Below are 18,511 nucleotides of genomic sequence, written 5' to 3' on the forward strand. Positions count from 1 at the left end.
TGTCAGGCAGTTTCGTCAGATGGCGCTACGTGTTTTTTTCGAAATTCACTCGGGGTATAGCCGGTAAGCTTCTTGAAAGTTGTAGCAAAATGTTGTGATGAATAAAATCCTACATCCAGCGCTATATCGGTAATCTGCACATCTATTCGTTTCAGCAATTTCAGGGCTTCGGAAATGCGAATGTTAATCAGGTAATTCAGGGGAGAAAAGCCGGTAAAGCCTTTAACCTTTTCCGAAAATGCCGTAATGCCTAATCCAACCAATGCTGCCATTTCATCAACCGTCCATTGATGTGAGAGATCCGCGCGAAGCGTTTGTTCGAGTTTCGTAAAGGCTTGCGGGAAATCCCTTCTTGCATTGTTGTGTCGCGTTAGTTGGCGGGCCACCAGGATGATCAATTCATCCAATAACTGGTTAATGCGCGCAACATAACCGATTTCCTGGTTGATAAATTCTTTGTGTATTGTTTGTAAAATGGTACCTGCGTCTTTAAGTTTAGGAAATACCTGGCAGTTACTTACAAGTAGCATTTTTCCTATCGTTGTGCATTCTGTGTCCGAAAGACGACTCCAGTTTCCTATCGCCAGCTTTCCCTGTTGTTCCAATTCCTGCTGCTCCAGGTGAATCCATGAAACGGTGCCGATATCAAGTAAATCTTTTTCTCCGCCAAAGCATTGACCGGGTAAGATAATCGCCAGGTCACCTGGATAAAGTATATAATGTTGCTCCTCTATGTTCCAGTCGAAACGTCCATCTACTACATAATAAAAGCGCAGAAATTTGCAGGTTTCTTTTCTAAGCGAACCAAATTGTATCGTATTATTTTTTTTAAACGCGAATTCAAGCACATGAGGAAACGCATGAAGTTCCTTACATTCTTTTTTTAAAAAATATTGATTCATGCGATCGTTAGGTTCTGAAGTTCCGCTTCTTGCAGCGATATTAGTGAAAAAAGCGAAGGAGTTTGTACAATATCCTTCGCTGGGTTTTATTGGAAGTTTAACGTTCTGTAGTGCAGATATTTGTATAGTAAAGTGAAAGGCATTTTCCTTTTTTCATTTCCCCCTTAACGATCAATTTCTTGCCATGAACCCAAATCTCCACAGGCAGATTTCTGCACCATTTAAACGATTGTTTTTTTCGCTGCTGTTCCTGCTTTTATCAGCGTCCGCATTTTCCCAGGCCATTACGGGTACTATTACCGACGCTAACAAAAGCCCCATTAGTAAAGCTACCGTATCGGTGAAAGGCACACCAAGAGCGACTACTACGGATGATGCCGGAAAGTTCTCGATTAATGCATCGCAAAACGATGTACTTGTAATCAGCTTTGTTGGCTTTGCTCAACAGGAAGTTCCGGTAAGAGGACAAAGATCCATAACTGTGTCCATGGTTCCGGATACCAGGAATCTTGATGATGTAGTGGTAACTGCACTTGGTATCAAACGCGCAGCAAGAAGTCTCGGTTACTCTGCAACAACCGCTAAAGTGGATGAATTGCAGCAAAACCGAACCAACAATTTGGCGACTTCGCTGGAAGGTAAAATAGCAGGACTGGATATTTCTCCCCCTTCTGCCGGTCCCGCATCCAGTAATAAGATTCGCATACGTGGTCAGTCGGCATTTGCTGGCGCTGATAACAGCCCTTTGCTTGTAATAAACGGCCTTCCAATGAGCCAGGGCGCAACCAGCGCTGCTGGTGGTGGCGGCGGTGGTGATGCTAACAGCCGTGATAGAGGCGACAACCTGCTGTTGGTTAATCCGGATGATATTGAAACGATGACGGTGTTGAAAGGCGCTACTGCTGCGGCGCTATACGGATCAAGAGCTTCGAATGGCGCTATAATCATTACAACAAAAAGCGGCGCGAAGAATACGGGCCTTGGTGTTGAGGTTACATCGGGTGTTAACGTCGACGAAGTACTCGACCTTACCGATTATCAGATGGAATTTGGACAGGGCACGCTTGGTCAGGGCCAGCCTTCACGACCGGGGGTAAGGGGTGTAACTGCAGCGGCCACGGGCCAGTTCGGATGGGGTGAAAGATATGATGGGGTACCTACCATACAATTTGATGGCGTGTCAAGACCTTATTCTCCTCCTGCAAAAAGCCGGATCAAAGAATTTTTTAATACCGGGCTTACTTTAAGTAATACCGTCGCACTGTCAGGTGGAGGTCCGAAGGGAAGTTTCAGGGTATCGTATTCGCAGCTGGATGCCCAGGGCATTACCCCTGCAAATGAATACAAGAGAAAGATTTTTAATCTTGGTTTGAATCAGAACCTCGGCGATAAACTTTCCGTGTCCGTCAACATAAATTATACGAATGATAGAAACATCAACCCGCCCCAGGTTGGTGTGCAGGGGCAAGGTTACATGAACTTTATTGTAAGAACATCACCTGTTGTACCACTCACGGCTTTCCGGGAAAGTGCAGCAAACGCGGTAGGTGCTGAAAACCTCACCACCGGATTTGGAGCAACCATCCTTAATCCTTATTTCTATATACCAAGGCAATTTTACAAGAACTATGGCGACAGGGTACTTGGTACGGTTACTACAAAATACCAGTTTCTTAAATGGCTCTACTTACAGGGACGTATAGCAGTCAATTATGATGTAGCGCACGCTGAATTTAATAACCCTACAGGCGGCGCAGGCTTAACGCAATTTAGCAACGGCGGTGTCTATTATAATGCCTCCAGAAATACCTTCAACGGTACCTACGACCTAAACGAAAGCCAGTCGAAAGATATCAACTACGACTTCATACTGGGCGGTAATCATGAATTTAAAGATTTTACGGTTGGTTTTGGCTTTTCCGGTAACAGGAGAACCACCGTTGAGCGTGGTATAAGCGCAGGATCGGAGGCTTTTTTATCCAAGGATGTTTACACGCTTGCGAATGGAACAGTGTTTCGGCAGGGCCAAACATCTCGTCAGTCCTGGGTTAATTCGCTGTTTGGCTGGGCAGAGCTCGGCTGGAAGAATATGCTTTTCCTAAACGTAACCGGACGTAATGATTGGTTTTCGGTACTGAACCCTGATTATAACAGCTATTTCTATCCCTCAGTAAGTGGCAGTTTTGTGTTCACCGAGTTACTAAAAGGCCAGCCCAAATGGTTAAACTATGGCAAGGTACGTGCTTCGTGGGCAGAAGTAGGGCAACTTACCAATGTTGGTCCTTATTACTTCAACATCAATTATAGCTATAGTACACAACAATATCTGGGTCGTACGGTCGGATCAATCGGAACTAATGTACCTAACCAACAAATTGCACCCTACAGCTTACAGGAAAAAGAAGTTGGTTTGGAACTAAGAATGTTCAACAACAGGTTGACAACGGATATGGCGTTTTATCATAAGAAAACCACCAACCAGATTTTAAGCGTATTAACCTCCACAGCCTCCGGTGGAAGCAGTGTTCTTCAAAATGTTGCGGCACTTGAAAACAAAGGTGTTGAACTCCTCTTCGATGCCACTGTTTTAAAAACCACTAATTTTTCATGGAACTCTGCGTTCAACACAGCGTACAACATTAGCAAAGTGCTCGATTTGGGTGGTCAACAAAGAATGACTGTAATCGACTGGTACAACAACGGCTCAAGCAACGAATTCATGGGTAAGCAGGTTTACGAAGTAGGTAAACCATTGTCGCAGATTGCTGCAAGAACCTACCTCAGAAATGCTAATGGACAAGTATTATTGGACAACAGGGGACGGCTTATAGGCACACCAAACGATACGCTTTTTGGTAGCGCGCTGCCAAAATGGACCGGAGGATGGAACAACACTTTCCGTTACAAAAGACTAAGTCTTCTGGTACACTTCGACTATAAAGCTGGTGGCAAGTTTGTTTCGGGAAGCGCCCTGAATGCTTTAAGGCAAGGTCACTCAAAAGCATCTTTAGTCGGTCGCCGGCCTGGTGAAAACGGCGTTGTTTTCGACGGAATTTACAGGGATGGTCCTAACGCAGGAAAAGCAAATACAACAGCTGTTTTCGGCCAGGATTTCTATACTGATTACCGCGGACAGCAAATAGCCGATCCTTTTATTTTCAAATCAGACTATATCAAGCTCAGAAACGTCACTTTAACGTATGATTTTACACGTATGATTGGCACTCAGCTCAATTGGGTTAAAGGGCTAACCCTGTCGCTTTCCTGCCGCAACGTTGCCATCATAAAGAAATATGTTCCGGATATCGATCCTGAGCAAATTGCATCTACCAATGATAACAGGGCCGGGTATGAGGCGGTGTCATTACCAACTACCCGTACATGGGGCGCTAACCTAAATGTGAAATTCTAAAAAGAAGGAAAAATGAATAATTTGAAGCGTATACTAACAATGTGCCTGGCGGTTTCTTTGATGACGTCGTGCGATAAAGGTTTTGAACAACTAAATACAAATCCACTCGCAATAACTCAAATTAGTGATCCGGGTCTTCTGTTGACGAACATCTTACGAAACACATCCACTGCCGGCGGGTGGGATGCTGAATCGACCATAGTCCAGCATTTCGTACTTCCCTATAACGTGGGCGCTACATTGGGCTACCAGTTTAATGACAATAACCCTGGTATAAACGCCGGTCCGTGGGGTGTTTATACAGGGGTGTTAAGAACCACAGGGCAACTGATCACGCTGGTAAAAGACAATCCTGCAAGGTCTAACCTTTATAACATGGCCAGGATCTGGAGAGCATACCACTTTATGTGGTTGGTCGACCACTATGGAGATGTACCTTATTCTGAGGCTTTGCAAGGCCAGGCTGAAGGCAAATTTTATCCTAAATACGATAAAGGTGCTGTTATATACGAAGACCTTTACAAAGAGATCAAAGAAGCAACGGCTGCATTAGATCCCGCAAAGGACAATAATGCTGCGTTCGACATATTTGTGTCTACCAGTGCCTCTACGGCTGCTGAAATAACATTCTGGAAAAGACTGGGGTATTCCTTACTGCTGAGACTGGGAATGCGCTATTCGAAAGTTGACGCCAATAAAGCCAGAACGATTGTTACAGAAGCTTTCAATGGTGGGGTAATGCAAACCAACGCCGATAATGTGGTAGTTAGAAACATGACCGATGCCGGTGCGCCTATTGTAGGGTTTGAAAACGGCAGAATGACAACCATTCGCGTCCAAAATGCATTTAACTACTACGTGGCTGAACCCTTTGTTGATACCTTGAAAAGGTTCAGAGATCCGCGGTTAAAATTCATTGCTGCCCGTTATGCTCCGCTTCAGTCTACAGCGCCCCAGGTCGTGAGTCCTGATACGACGATGGCAAACCAATTTGGTTTTCCGGTGGGTATCGACCAATCAAATTTTCCTACAACGCACCCAAGCTACAGGGCTCCTACTGGGACCGGCCAAAACTTTTCACAGCTCAACTATAATGTTGTTGCCAATATGACAACCCCGTCGCTGGTAATTACCAATGCACAAACCAAATTGCTATTGGCTGAGGCGGCCTTTAGAAACTGGCTTCCTGCCGGTGCTCAAACAGCCCAACAGTATTACGAAGCAGGAGTAAAGGCCTCAATGGATGCATATACCTTGTTTCCAAATACAACCCCTATTCCCGTCTCGCTTCAAAATGAATACCTGAATGTTCCTGGTGTTGCATGGGATAATTCAAGTGCCCTAAGTTTAATCAATACCCAATATTGGATCGAAAACTTTAATAATGGATACGAAGCATGGTGTAATTGGAGAAGAACAGGTCTCCCGGTGTTGAAACCCAATCTTATCAATGCTAATCTTGCGGGTGGTTTCATCAGAAGATTTTCTTATCCGCAGGATGAACAAACAACAAATGCGGTAAATTACCAGGCAGCAGTATCAACATTGGGTGGCCCGGATTTTCTTACTACGCGAATTTTTTGGGACACGCCATAGTACCTGCTTGGCGACAATAAAACGGCAGACAAGCAGGTTCAACGCTCACCCCGGTTATTGCCGGTTTACAAGGGAGAACGTTGGTTATAATGGTACGATCAAGGGCTGTAGTTCTTAATTAATCGTTCGCGCAGGAAGGCGCTGGATCGAAAGAACATTTGTGCACGAAGAGTCATTTGTCGGCGAATTAGGTCTTTTTTCGGTGACCAACAGAAGAACATCTATTTGGCTCCGGTTGTGTCACTCACTTTTACGGTAACAATGCTACTGGGCAAGCGAAGGAGGGCAACTGCTGATCTTGTTTGTTATTGTTCAGCAGGCCGGTCAGTTGGCGAGATCCTACCGGCGTATGTAGACCTTACTGTGAAAAGATGTTCATAGGAACACCAGGGTGGGTCCAAACAAATATTGCATAATAAACAATGTTGATACAAGCGATATGGGCGATCTTGCAGGGGTAGAGAGCACAAAAGTTTTACATAGTGCCCTCTTTTCACCAACTAATCAGCATTGATCCAAAAACAGGTTAACAGATATGGAATTAAGAAGTAAAGAATGGTTCGGGAAATCCGACAAGATGGGATTTGTACATCGGTCGTGGTTGCGGAACCAGGGTTATCCCGACGATTACTTTCGCGGTAAACCAGTGATAGGCATTTGTAACACCTGGAGTGATTTAACACCTTGCAACGGGCACTTGCGCGATCTCGCCGAGGTTGTAAAACGCGGTGTACTTGAAGCAGGCGGTTTCCCGGTAGAGTTCCCCGTAACGTCGTTGGGTGAAACCATCATGAAGCCTACTACCATGCTGTTTCGTAACCTTGCTGCAATGGATACGGAAGAAATAATACGGGCCAATCCTATTGATGGGGTGGTATTATTGACCGGGTGCGACAAAACAACTCCTTCCACCCTAATGGGTGCATGCAGTGTTGATCTGCCAACAGTCGTTGTTCCGGGTGGCCCCATGTTGAACGGACGTTTTAGGGGGGAGTGTTTGGGCAGTGGCTCCTTTAACTGGATGGTTAAAGAAAAAATGCTGGTCGAGAAGTACTCAGATGAAGATATACTGGAAGCAGAAATCGGGGTGGCAAGAAGTGCGGGTCACTGCATGACAATGGGTACTGCATCAACAATGGCATGTATGGTGGAAGCACTTGGCTTAACCTTGCCGGGTGCTGCTGCTGTGCCCGCTGTAGATGCCAGGAAGAAAGTGATGGCACAACTTACGGGAAGAAGGATCGTAGAAATGGTGAAAGAGGACCTGAAGCTTTCAAAGATACTCACCAGGCAAGCCTTTGAAAATGCCATCGTTGTAAATGCCGCCGTTGGCGGTTCAACTAATTTCATCATCCACTTGCTGGCAATTGCCGGAAGGATAGGCATTGATCTGAAGCTTGAAGATTTTGATACCATAGGCAGTCATATTCCTTTACTCGTTAATTTAAAACCATCTGGTAAATACCTGATGGAAGACTTTTATTATGCAGGCGGCTTGCCTGTGGTGTTACAGGAACTAAAAGATGTTTTACACACCAACGCAATAACAGTAAACGGGAAAACCATAGGCGAAAATAACCTGAAGCATGTTTGTTATAACCAGGATGTTATTGCAACCATGAGTGAACCACTGCAGCAATCTGCAGGTATCGCCATATTAAAGGGTAACTTATGTGAACAGGGTGCGGTTATTAAACCTGCGGCTGCAACAAAAGAATTGCTAAAGCACCGCGGTCGTGCCGTAGTTTTCGAAACTATGGAAGACTATCACTTAAGGATTGATGAGCCTGATTTAGACATCGACGAGAACTGCGTGATTGTACTTAAAAATGTGGGTCCTGTTGGTTACCCAGGTATGCCCGAAGTGGGAAATGTTGACTTGCCCGAAAAGCTCCTGCGCAAAGGCGTGCGGGATATGATCAGGATTTCGGATGGTCGCATGAGTGGTACCGCCTCCGGTACAGTGGTTTTGCATGTATCTCCCGAATCTGCCGTTGGTGGCACCCTTGCATTGGTAAAAGATGGCGACATAATCGAACTGGATATAGACCAACGGAAATTGAATTTACTTGTGAGCGAAGAAGAACTGGCAATTCGAAGATCAGGGTGGACCGCGCCAGAGCCCATGGCAACTCGCGGCTACGCAAAGTTTTATATCGACCATGTGCAACAAGCCAGCCTTGGCGCCGACCTCGATATTCTGCAGGGTGGTTCGGGCTCTATTATAACAAGAGATTTGCATTGATCGTTTAACCGAAATAACGGATAACGATAAACGGGTTTTTACTTATGCCATCCGTATAAGCACTAAATCAATTATGCTGCGTTGCCACTTCTGCCTGTCATCAAAACGGGCAAACGTCAACGGCATCCGTTGCGGTAGCCAGTATACGATATGAGGCTCAATCACCGGAAAAAATTACTGACAAATAAACTGATATGAAAATTTACAGAACCACCGACGGCGTTGTTATTCAGAACGAGGGTAAATTCTATTTGTTACCAAACGAAGACTGGGATGTTTTTATTAACGATGACGATCTTATGAGTAAGGCGCAATCCAGGATATCATCAGCTACCAGCGGAGGAAGGGAGTTAATAGGTACCGTGCTGGCACCTATGGTTAATCAGGAGCTGTGGGCATGCGGTGTAACTTATTTGCGCAGTAAAATTGGGCGGCAGGAGGAGAGCAAAGATGCAGGCGGAGGTGATTTTTATGCAAGGGTTTATGAAGCTGAGCGACCGGAAGTTTTCTTTAAGTCAACCGCACATCGGGTAGTCGGGCCAGGCGGGCAGGTTAAAATAAGAAAAGACTCTACCTGGGATGTGCCTGAGCCGGAACTGACCCTGGTGGTAACCTCGTCGGGTAAAATTATAGGTTATACCATTGGCAACGATATGAGTAGCCGGAGTATAGAAGGCGAAAACCCCCTGTACCTTCCACAGGCGAAAACATACGACGGTTGTGCAGCGGTTGGACCTTGCGTTTATGTAACAGAACAATCATTGGATAGTAATACCCAAATTCAACTTGAGATTACCAGGGACAACAACCTGGCTTTTGAAGGAAATATCCCCATCAGTCAAATGAAAAGAACACCCCAGGAGCTCGTGTCGTTTGTGTACCGGGAGTGTAGTTTTCCTTTTGGCTGCCTGATCATGACCGGAACCGGGATTGTTCCCGAGCAAGGCTTCACCTTACAAAGTGGAGACGTGATCAGGATCTCAATCGACGGAATCGGTCAGTTGGAGAACGTGGTGGCATAGGGATAAATGGTCGTACCGGCTTCAAAGCATAAGTTTAAAAATACGTAGATGGAAGGTGCGGGTGCCTGGCTACTCCCTTCGACTGGCCTCCACGCCTGGTGCCCGCGCAAACCATCTTTTCGGGTTGAATCCCCCGATTGCACCCGGATGAACCCATTGGATTTCCCTGCACAGAAGCTTCATCAGGGAACTGCGGATGAACGGAGCGTCGCAACGGCTGCCACATCAAGGCTCTGCAGTTGACCCACAAAATGGACTCTCAAGTTCTATGCTCCGGCTTTAGACAAGCTGTTGACGCTATCATGCTAAAAGGAGATTGGGGGCTTAGCTCCTGTAAGCGTTCATCGCTCCAACGTAACCGAAACCTGGAGGTGGTAGTTGCCAACGTTCAAACAGGATACTTAAGCTTAAGATAAGGACAACAGGTTGCACCTGCGATGCCGGCTTGTGCAGGTTGATTTTGAGAACGAGCACTTTTTTCAATTAAAGTCAGCGATATGATCACCTGGGTTCGGCAGCCGCCTGTGCCTCGTTTGAAGAGGGTTATTGATACCCTTCGGTATCTGCCAAAGTGTAATGGTTTTTAATGGTTTAAAGAACATCTGTTCCATAAGTATCAACAAATGTTTCCTACTTCGCCTGGGTAAACGGGTAGTTTTGAGAACTGCGTTTTATTGGAAAAGTCGTCTGCAGGCATGGAAAATCCCCCATAGTGATATGTATTCAGGGGTTAACGGATAAGGAAGGTGGAAGTTATTCATGCAGCTTACCAGTTGAAAACGTTGTATTCGGGAACGGCTAACAGTTGTGCAATTTTGAACAGCCTGCCAATGCCTCCCGGAAAATGATTGCTGTTATTTCCCCATCGAAAAGGTGGGGGGCAACAACACCTGTTTTATATAAATAGCCATAATGAAAGTTGAAGCCCCTAAAACTTATTTCCAGGATATTCCCGACATTAAATACGAAGGTTTAGAAAGCGACAACCCCCTTGCTTTTCGCTGGTATGATGAAAACAAAGTGGTAGCTGGTAAAACGTTGCGGGACCATTTTAAATTTGCCTGCGCTTACTGGCATTCCTTCAACGATACGGGCGCTGATCCTTTTGGCGAGTCCACCCACCAGTTTCCCTGGAATGAATACAAATTTTCTATTGATCGGGCAAGGGCTAAAGCCGATGCCGCTTTTGAATTTATTACAAAGCTCCATCTGCCTTATTACTGCTTTCACGATATGGATGTAGTTGATTACACCAGCGACGTAGCAGATAATGACAAACGCCTTCAGACACTCACGAGCCACCTGAAACAAAAGCAACAGGACACTGGGGCAAAGTTGTTGTGGGGTACCGCAAACCTGTTTTCCAATAAACGTTATATGAATGGTGCTGCCACCAATCCCGACTTCCTGGTATTGGCGCACGGCGCGGCACAGGTAAAAGCAGCCCTTGATGCAACAATAGAACTGGGTGGAGAAAACTATGTGTTTTGGGGTGGCAGAGAAGGTTATATGTCGCTGCTCAATACAAATATGAAGCGGGAAAAAGAACATTTGGCGCGCTTCCTCCATACCGCAAAAGACTATGCGCGGAGAAACGGGTTTAAGGGTACTTTTTTTATTGAGCCAAAACCGGCTGAACCATCAAAACACCAATACGACTACGATGTGGAAACCGTTGTTGGATTCCTGCGACAGTATGACCTCATCGGGGATTTCAAAATTAACATCGAAGTAAATCATGCAACCTTAGCCGGGCACACTTTCACCCATGAGCTGCAGGCAGCAGCTGACCACGGCGTGCTGGGTTCAATCGATGCCAACCGGGGTGACTACCAAAATGGGTGGGACACCGACCAGTTCCCAAATAATATCAACGAGATTACTGAGGCGATGCTCATCTTCCTTGAAGCCGGTGGGCTACAGGGTGGTGGGGTAAACTTTGATGCCAAGATCAGGAGAAACTCTACGGATCCGCAAGACCTTTTTTATGCCCACATCGGAGCCATGGATACGTTTGCAAGGGCATTGATTATTGCAGACGAGATATTGCAAAACAGTGAATACAAAAAGTTTCGCCAGGAACGCTATGCAAGCTTCAACAGCGGTAAAGGAAAACAATTTGAAGAAGGCATCCTGAAGCTGGAAGACCTGCGACAATACGCGATCGATAATGGCGAGCCCGAAGTAAGAAGCGGCCGCCAGGAATGGCTGGAGAACCTTATCAACCGATACATCTGATGGCTTGGATGACCTGTAACTAACGTAGTCACCGCCGTTACAGGTGTACGAAGATGTTATTTGTTTTTCCTGTGTGCGGGTATAGCAGGAGACTTTTATATCGATTTTAAAACTGAACTGGGAGTCAGGGAGGCAACGCCATATCATTGCTAAATGAAGGTTGGTTTCAATCCAGCTCAGCAATTGTATAGCTGTACAAGGAGCCCTATACCGCACTCGTGGCGCTCCTCAGAACCCGTTATTAGGGTTAAAAATCTTTCCTAAGAAATACTCAAGATGAAAACATTAAGGCTGTTCTTTTTGGTTGCAATAACTGTGGTGAGCACAGGCGCCTTTGCCCAGGATAAGAATTTTTATATCTTCCTGTGCTTCGGGCAATCCAATATGGAAGGGAATGCAAGAGTGCAGGCACAAGACTCGTCAGGAGTACCCGAACGTTTCCAGGTTTTGGAAGCTGTTGACTGTGCTAACCTTAACCGTAAGAAGGATAACTGGTACACTGCCGTTCCACCGTTGAGTCGCTGCAGAACCGGCCTTACCCCTGCCGATTACTTCGGGCGCACAATGGTTGAAAACCTTCCTGAAAAGATCAGGATAGGGATCATCAATGTTTCTGTAGGGGGTTGTAAAATTGAGCTCTTCGATAAGGATAATTATGGGTCTTATGCGGCTACAGCTCCGGCGTGGATGGTTAATATGATTAAAGAGTACGACGGCAATCCATATGGTCGTTTAGTGGAACTGGGGAAGTTGGCCAGCCAATACGGTGTAATTAAAGGCATCCTGCTGCACCAGGGAGAGTCGAACACCAATGATAGTTTGTGGCCCGGCAAAGTGAAAGGAGTCTACAATAACCTCGTGAAGGACCTTCATCTAAAAGCCAAAAAAGTGCCCTTGCTTGCAGGAGAACTCGTTAATGCCGATCAGCAAGGCAGATGTGCAAGTATGAATAACATCATTGCGACGTTGCCGCAAACGATCCGTAATGCGCATGTAATTTCTTCAGCAGGTTGTGAAGCGGCACCAGACAGGTTGCATTTCAACGCGGAAGGTTATCGCAAGCTAGGTAAAAGGTATGCCGTTAAGATGCTTTCCTTGCTGGGGCATACGGTTACGCAACCTTAAGCAAAATGGGTTGGCCAAAGCGAAAGCGGTCAGCCGTGGTTCAGCAGCTTGGCTAGGCTATCGTAGCTAACCTGTCCGCTGGTATGCGATAGAACAGGAGTTTGGGTACTTTACGTCGACACCCTCCAGGCACCTAAGCAAGAATGTCTACAGTTCTGGCACCTTTTTAAGTTTTAGGTGATGGTAACCTGGTAAGCCTTCGCATTTACCGCCGGCTAACCGTGTTTGGCTTCTAACCCGCAAGAGGGGCCATCGGTTTAAATCAACTAATGATCAATATTCTAATGAAACTATTGCTGGTTACAGGGATCGTATTTATAACAGGTGTATTTTCCGCAGTGGCGCAGAAAGTGACCATCAAATCACCAAATCAAAAAATTACAGCATCACTTTTTTGCCGGCAAAATGCCATGATTGGTGAATGGTATCTAAGAGCCGATTATACCAATAACGAACAGACCTCTGAAGTAATTCCACAGATCGACCTTGGACTATCAAGAAGCGACCAGGTATTTACCAACGAACTAAAGTTCTTACGCACAAGCAAGCCCGTTTTAATTAACGAACAATACACGGCGCTTCATGGAAAAAAATCAGTGCGCAGCAATGCTGCCTATGAAACCATTGTCTCTTTTGAGAATCCCTCGAAGGCGAAAATGAACCTGGTTTTAAGAGCGTACAATGATGGTATCACTTTCAGGTATGAGTTCCCGGAAAAAGGCGGGAGTTTCGTGATTAAAGATGAGCAAACAGCTTACACTGTTACCCGCGAAACCGAAAGATGGATGGAACGATGGAACCCGGCAAATGAAGGACTTTACACGGCGATGAGCAATGAGAAAGTGCAAAAGCAGGAATGGTGCTACCCGGCGCTGTTCAAATTAAAAGATAGTGCTTGCTGGTACCTGCTGCATGAAGCGGGGCTTGATCGCACCTATTGTGGTACAAAGCTCAGTAATGTGGTAGACAGCTCCCGGTACAAGCTCACCTTTCCGAATCCTCGTGATGGCAGGGGCATGGGAGAGTCGGCACCAACAATCACCCTCCCATGGAAATCACCGTGGCGGCTTGTAACCATTGGTAGCCTTTCCGACATCGTAGCTTCTACCTTGGTAGATGATGTTTCGCCACCTTCAGTAGTAAGTAATACAGCCTGGATAAAACCGGGCCTGGTGTCATGGAATTACTGGTCGAGCAATCATGGAACAATGGATTATAAGATTGTGACAGACTTTGCTGACCTGGCTGCTGAAATGAACTGGCCTTATACCTTACTCGATTGGGAATGGGACAGAATGAGCAATGGCGGCAATGTGGAAGACGCAGCAAAATACATTTTGTCTAAAGGGGTAAAGCCATTGATCTGGTATAATTCAGGCGGCAATCATACCTGGGTTTCATCAACGCCAAAAGATCGTATGTTAACGCACGAAAACCGTCTTGTTGAATTTGCAAAGCTCAGGAAAATGGGGTTCGCAGGCGTTAAAATCGACTTCTTTGAAAGTGAGAAGCAGGATATGATCCGCTACTACCTTGACATTCTTGATGATGCCGCACAATTCGAAATGATGGTTTACTTTCATGGGTGCCTGGTGCCACGTGGATGGTCGCGCACTTACCCGCACCTGATGACGTACGAAGCAGTGCGCGGGGCAGAATGGTATAACAATACCCCTGATTTTACCATGCCTGCGGCTGAGCATAATGCAACCCTTCCTTTTACACGTAACGTTGTCGGGGGAATGGATTATACACCTGTCACCTTCACCAATTCGCAGTTTCCCCATGTTACTTCATATGCACATGAGCTGGCCCTAAGCGTATTGTTTGAATCGGGTCTTCAGCATTTCGCTGACCGACCCGAAGGATATCGTGCCCTGCCGGATGCAGTCAAAACGTTTTTGAAAGAAGTGCCAAACGCCTGGGACGACATCAGGTTGATAGAAGGAACTCCCGGCAAAAACGTGTTGTTAGCGCGACGAAAAGGAACCGGTTGGTACCTTGGGGGTATCAATGCCGAACAACGGGAAAGACGTAAAACAATAAAGCTAGACTTCCTTGAAGAAGGAGTGAAGTATAAGCTCACGCTAATTGCAGACGGCAAACACGATAAAGATTTCACAACCGAATATATGGTTGTTGATAAAACGGGTTCAATGGATGTAAGGGTACTTCGACGTGGTGGTTTTGTTGCTTCACTAAAACCAATGACAAAATAATCCAGGTTGTATTTTAATCGAAGAATCGCGGTTACATGTTGTGTCCCGGCTGTGCTTTGGCATCTATTCAAGCGAAATCATTATATCAACATCCATCTCAATCTCATTAGTTATCCATGAACTTTCGCATCAAGGTTAGTTGTATCAAAATACCGTTTTTCGTTTTATTGCTGATTGCATCAACAAATGGCTACGCTCAAAACAAGCCCGGTTTAAAACTTTGGTACAATAAGCCATCCGGTAAAACCTGGGAGAATGCACTTCCAATCGGAAACGGACGCCTCGGTGCAATGGTGTTTGGAAATGTAGAAAAGGAAACCATTCAGCTTAATGAGCACACCATATGGAGCGGGGGACCCAATCGAAACGACAATCCCCTCGCACTGGATTCTTTGCAAACAATAAGACGATTGATTTTTGAGGGTAAGCAAAAGGATGCGGAACGGATCGCCAACAGGGTAATCATTACAAAGAAGTCGCATGGCCAGATGTTTCAGCCTGCCGGTAATGTTCAGCTCACTTTTAATGAACACGAAAACTTTACCAGCTTTTATAGGGAGCTCGATATAGAAAGGGCGGTCGCTAAAACTTCCTACAAGGTTGGTGATGTTACCTATACACGCGAAGCATTTGCATCTTTCCCCGACCGTGTAGTGGTGATGCGATTAACAGCAAGCAAGCCGGGCAGCATTTCCTTTACCATTTCGTTTTCAACCCCGATGCCCAAGGTACAAGTGAAAACTACTCCTGCTAAAGCGTTAACCTTTGCAGGCACAACCATGGATCATGAGGGCGTCAAAGGAGTAGTGAATTACAAAGGCATCGTGCATGTTCAACCGGAAGGAGGAACGCTTACTTCAAACGATACTTCCGTTACGGTTAGCAACGCGAATACGGCGACGATCTATATTTCAATTGCCACCAACTTCAACAATTATAACAGTGTTGGCGATGATGAAGATGAAAGGGCTGCAGGGTATTTGAATAAGGTCTTTCGCAAACCCTATCCCGCTATCTTAGCCGCCCATGTTGCTGCATACCAAAAATATTTTAACCGTGTCAGGCTGGATCTTGGTACTTCTGAGTCTGCAGGTGCGCCAACTGACGAGCGATTAAAGAATTTCAATAGTGTTGTTGATCCGCAGCTGGTAACACTTTATTACCAGTATGGAAGGTATCTGTTGATTTGCTCGTCGCAGCCAGGTGGTCAGCCGGCAAACCTGCAGGGGATTTGGAATGATAAAGTTCGTCCGCCATGGGATAGTAAATACACCATCAACATCAATGCGCAGATGAATTACTGGCCTGCCGAAAAAGCCAACCTTTCAGAATTGCATATGCCGTTCCTGGAGATGGTAAAAGACCTGTCTGTTACTGGTCAGCAAACGGCTAAGGATATGTACGGCGCACGAGGTTGGGCAGCCCATCACAACACCGATATATGGCGCGCTACGGGTGCAATTGATGGTGCCACCTGGGGTGTTTGGAATGGCGCCGGCGGATGGACAAGTCAGCACCTTTGGGAACATTACCTGTATACCGGGGATAAGGCTTTTCTTGCATCGATATACCCGGTGTTAAAAGGGGCCTCAACATTTTACGTTGATTTCCTGGTTGAGCATCCGACAAAGAAATGGCTTGTTATTAACCCTGATATGTCGCCTGAAAATGCTCCCGCGGCACATCAAAATTCATCCCTCGATGCGGGTACAACGATGACGAACCAAATTGTTTTCGACATATTTAGTTCAACCATAAAGGCAGCTGAGCTATTGAAACAGGATGCGGCCTTTGTTGACACACTTATACAAATGCGTCGGCGTTTACCGCCCATGCAGGTTGGTAAACATGGCCAGCTACAGGAATGGCTGGATGATATCGATGATCCAAAAGATAATCACCGCCATATATCGCACCTCTATGGATTATTTCCCTCCAACCAGATTTCTCCTTATCGCACCCCGGAACTCTACAGTGCTGCTAAAACTACATTAACCCATCGCGGCGACATCTCAACGGGCTGGAGCATGGGATGGAAGGTAAACTGGTGGGCAAGAATGCTTGATGGTAATCACGCATATAAATTAATCCAGGGGCAACTTTCACCGGTTAGAAGTGGAAGAGGCGAGGGCGGCGGATCTTACAATAATCTTTTTGATGCCCATCCGCCATTTCAAATAGATGGCAACTTTGGTTGCACTTCAGGCATTACCGAAATGCTGGTGCAAAGTGCCAATGGTGAAGTTCACTTATTGCCGGCCTTGCCCGATGCCTGGCCCGAGGGCAGCATTGGGGGTATTAAGGCAATCGGGGGTTTTGAACTTCTCGGAATGGAATGGAAAGATGGCAGGCTGGTTAAAGCAGTTGTGACATCAAACCTGGGTGGTAACCTTCGTTTACGGCTCCCCAATGCTGTTAAGTTGAGCACCGGTAGCGGGCTCAAAGTAGCCAAGGGAACAAATACAAATCCGTTTTATAAAATAGAGGAAACGCTTGCACCTGTTATATCGTCAAATGCGAACGTTACACCTCCTGATTTGAAGAAAACTTTAGTTTACGATTTACAAACACAGCGAGGCAAAACATATACGCTGGTTGCTCAATAAGTGCATCTGCAACCAAAAGTTAGATGCCAGCATTGTCTTCTTTGCGCTAATAGTCGAGCTGATGTTTTTGGGCCAGGCAGAAGACGTATATGGAGCTTCTTTTGCGTCGCAACTTGTTGGCGGGTCGCACTCCCGTCCGACTGCCGGGCGGACTTGTACCATCGGAACGCTGTGCAGCTTGCCCGCGAACATTTAAACAGCTACGAAATCTAAAAAATTAAGCCTTCGGTTTTCACAACATGAAAATAGCCAGCCACATTCTTCTATTGATCTTATGGTGTCCTTCTATCATTCAGGCACAAGAGATCGTTTCCCTATATCCCGGAGCTATACCAAATTCAAGGGCCACCAATGTTAAAGAGAATAGCACCCTGCCAGCAAACGGTATGTATAACCGGGTAACTATTCCCACCCTTGAAATATACCAGCCTGAAAAAGAGAAGGCTTCCGGTGCTGCAGTAATTATTTGCCCTGGCGGCGGGTATAGCGTAGTTGTTTACCAGGGTGAGGGTATTGGAACAGCCAAAGAGTTTGCTAAAAGCGGGGTAACTGCTTTTGTATTGAAATATCGTCTTCCTGATGATTCGACAATGGTAGATAAAAGCATTGGGCCATTGCAAGACGTTCAACAAGCCATCAAACTTGTCCGTGAAAAAGCAGGCCAGTGGGGAATTGACGTAAACAAGGTAGGGATTGTCGGATTTTCTGCTGGCGGACACCTTGCTTCAACCGGCGCTACCCATTTTACCAAATCATATATTGAAAATAGCAATGGTACCAACCTTCGTCCTGATTTCCAGGTACTCGTCTACCCGGTGATCAGTATGCAGGACAGTTTAACGCATAAGGACTCCAGAAGAAAGTTATTGGGCAACCAACCTTCCGGCGAGATGGTAACCTTATTTTCAAATGAGTTACAGGTTGCCCGCAATTCGCCCCCTGCTTATCTAACCCATGCCGCTGATGACAAGGTAGTGGATGTGGATAATAGCATTGCCTATTTTGAAAAGTTACGCCGACTAGGCGTGGATGTAGAAATGCATATCTATCCCAAAGGCGGACATGGCTTTATATTCAGACAAAAGGGCTGGATGGAACCACTTATCCAATGGATGAAAAACAATAAATGGATGGCTAATTAAATCC

General features: G+C 45.9%; 10 protein-coding genes. 9 read left to right on the forward strand and 1 reads right to left on the reverse strand.

Annotated features, from left to right (window positions below; all coding sequences use genetic code 11):
* Positions 1 to 2: 2 nt before the first annotated feature.
* The gene (locus tag EXU57_RS16825; RefSeq protein ID WP_133269403.1) at positions 3 to 902 is read right to left on the reverse strand and encodes a helix-turn-helix transcriptional regulator; all 900 of its coding nucleotides are present in this window, start codon (positions 900 to 902) and stop codon (positions 3 to 5) included.
* Between the two features lie 184 nt (positions 903 to 1,086).
* Here EXU57_RS16825 and EXU57_RS16830 point away from each other — a divergent pair, with 184 nt between their 5' ends.
* From EXU57_RS16830 to EXU57_RS16870, 9 genes are all read left to right on the forward strand, one after another.
* Positions 1,087 to 4,314: a SusC/RagA family TonB-linked outer membrane protein gene (locus EXU57_RS16830; protein WP_133269404.1), complete on the forward strand. Its 3,228-nt coding sequence runs from the start codon at positions 1,087 to 1,089 to the stop codon at positions 4,312 to 4,314.
* A gap of 12 nt (positions 4,315 to 4,326) precedes the next feature.
* Complete coding sequence (locus EXU57_RS16835) at positions 4,327 to 5,910, forward strand: SusD/RagB family nutrient-binding outer membrane lipoprotein (RefSeq protein WP_133269405.1); 1,584 nt, start codon at positions 4,327 to 4,329, stop codon at positions 5,908 to 5,910.
* Between the two features lie 535 nt (positions 5,911 to 6,445).
* Positions 6,446 to 8,155, forward strand: a complete 1,710-nt coding sequence (locus EXU57_RS16840) for an IlvD/Edd family dehydratase (RefSeq protein WP_133269406.1) — start codon at positions 6,446 to 6,448, stop codon at positions 8,153 to 8,155.
* 194 nt (positions 8,156 to 8,349) lie between these two features.
* Positions 8,350 to 9,177 (forward strand): fumarylacetoacetate hydrolase family protein, encoded by an 828-nt coding sequence (locus EXU57_RS16845; protein ID WP_133269407.1) that lies wholly within the window; start codon positions 8,350 to 8,352, stop codon positions 9,175 to 9,177.
* Between the two features lie 912 nt (positions 9,178 to 10,089).
* Complete coding sequence (gene xylA, locus EXU57_RS16850; RefSeq protein WP_133269408.1) at positions 10,090 to 11,415, forward strand: xylose isomerase; 1,326 nt, start codon at positions 10,090 to 10,092, stop codon at positions 11,413 to 11,415.
* A gap of 276 nt (positions 11,416 to 11,691) precedes the next feature.
* Positions 11,692 to 12,540 carry a sialate O-acetylesterase gene (locus EXU57_RS16855; protein ID WP_133269409.1) on the forward strand — a complete coding sequence of 283 codons (849 nt, stop codon included), beginning with the start codon at positions 11,692 to 11,694 and terminating at the stop codon, positions 12,538 to 12,540.
* Between the two features lie 269 nt (positions 12,541 to 12,809).
* A complete protein-coding gene (locus EXU57_RS16860; RefSeq protein ID WP_243745633.1) occupies positions 12,810 to 14,759 on the forward strand; it encodes a glycoside hydrolase family 97 protein in 1,950 nt (649 codons plus the stop codon).
* A 116-nt stretch (positions 14,760 to 14,875) separates the two neighbouring features.
* Positions 14,876 to 17,365: a glycosyl hydrolase family 95 catalytic domain-containing protein gene (locus EXU57_RS16865; RefSeq protein ID WP_133269410.1), complete on the forward strand. Its 2,490-nt coding sequence runs from the start codon at positions 14,876 to 14,878 to the stop codon at positions 17,363 to 17,365.
* A 239-nt stretch (positions 17,366 to 17,604) separates the two neighbouring features.
* Positions 17,605 to 18,507: an alpha/beta hydrolase gene (locus EXU57_RS16870; RefSeq protein WP_133269411.1), complete on the forward strand. Its 903-nt coding sequence runs from the start codon at positions 17,605 to 17,607 to the stop codon at positions 18,505 to 18,507.
* The last annotated feature ends 4 nt before the right edge of the window (positions 18,508 to 18,511 follow it).

This window comes from Segetibacter sp. 3557_3, assembly GCF_004354985.1.
Classification (GTDB): Bacteria; Bacteroidota; Bacteroidia; order Chitinophagales; family Chitinophagaceae; genus Segetibacter.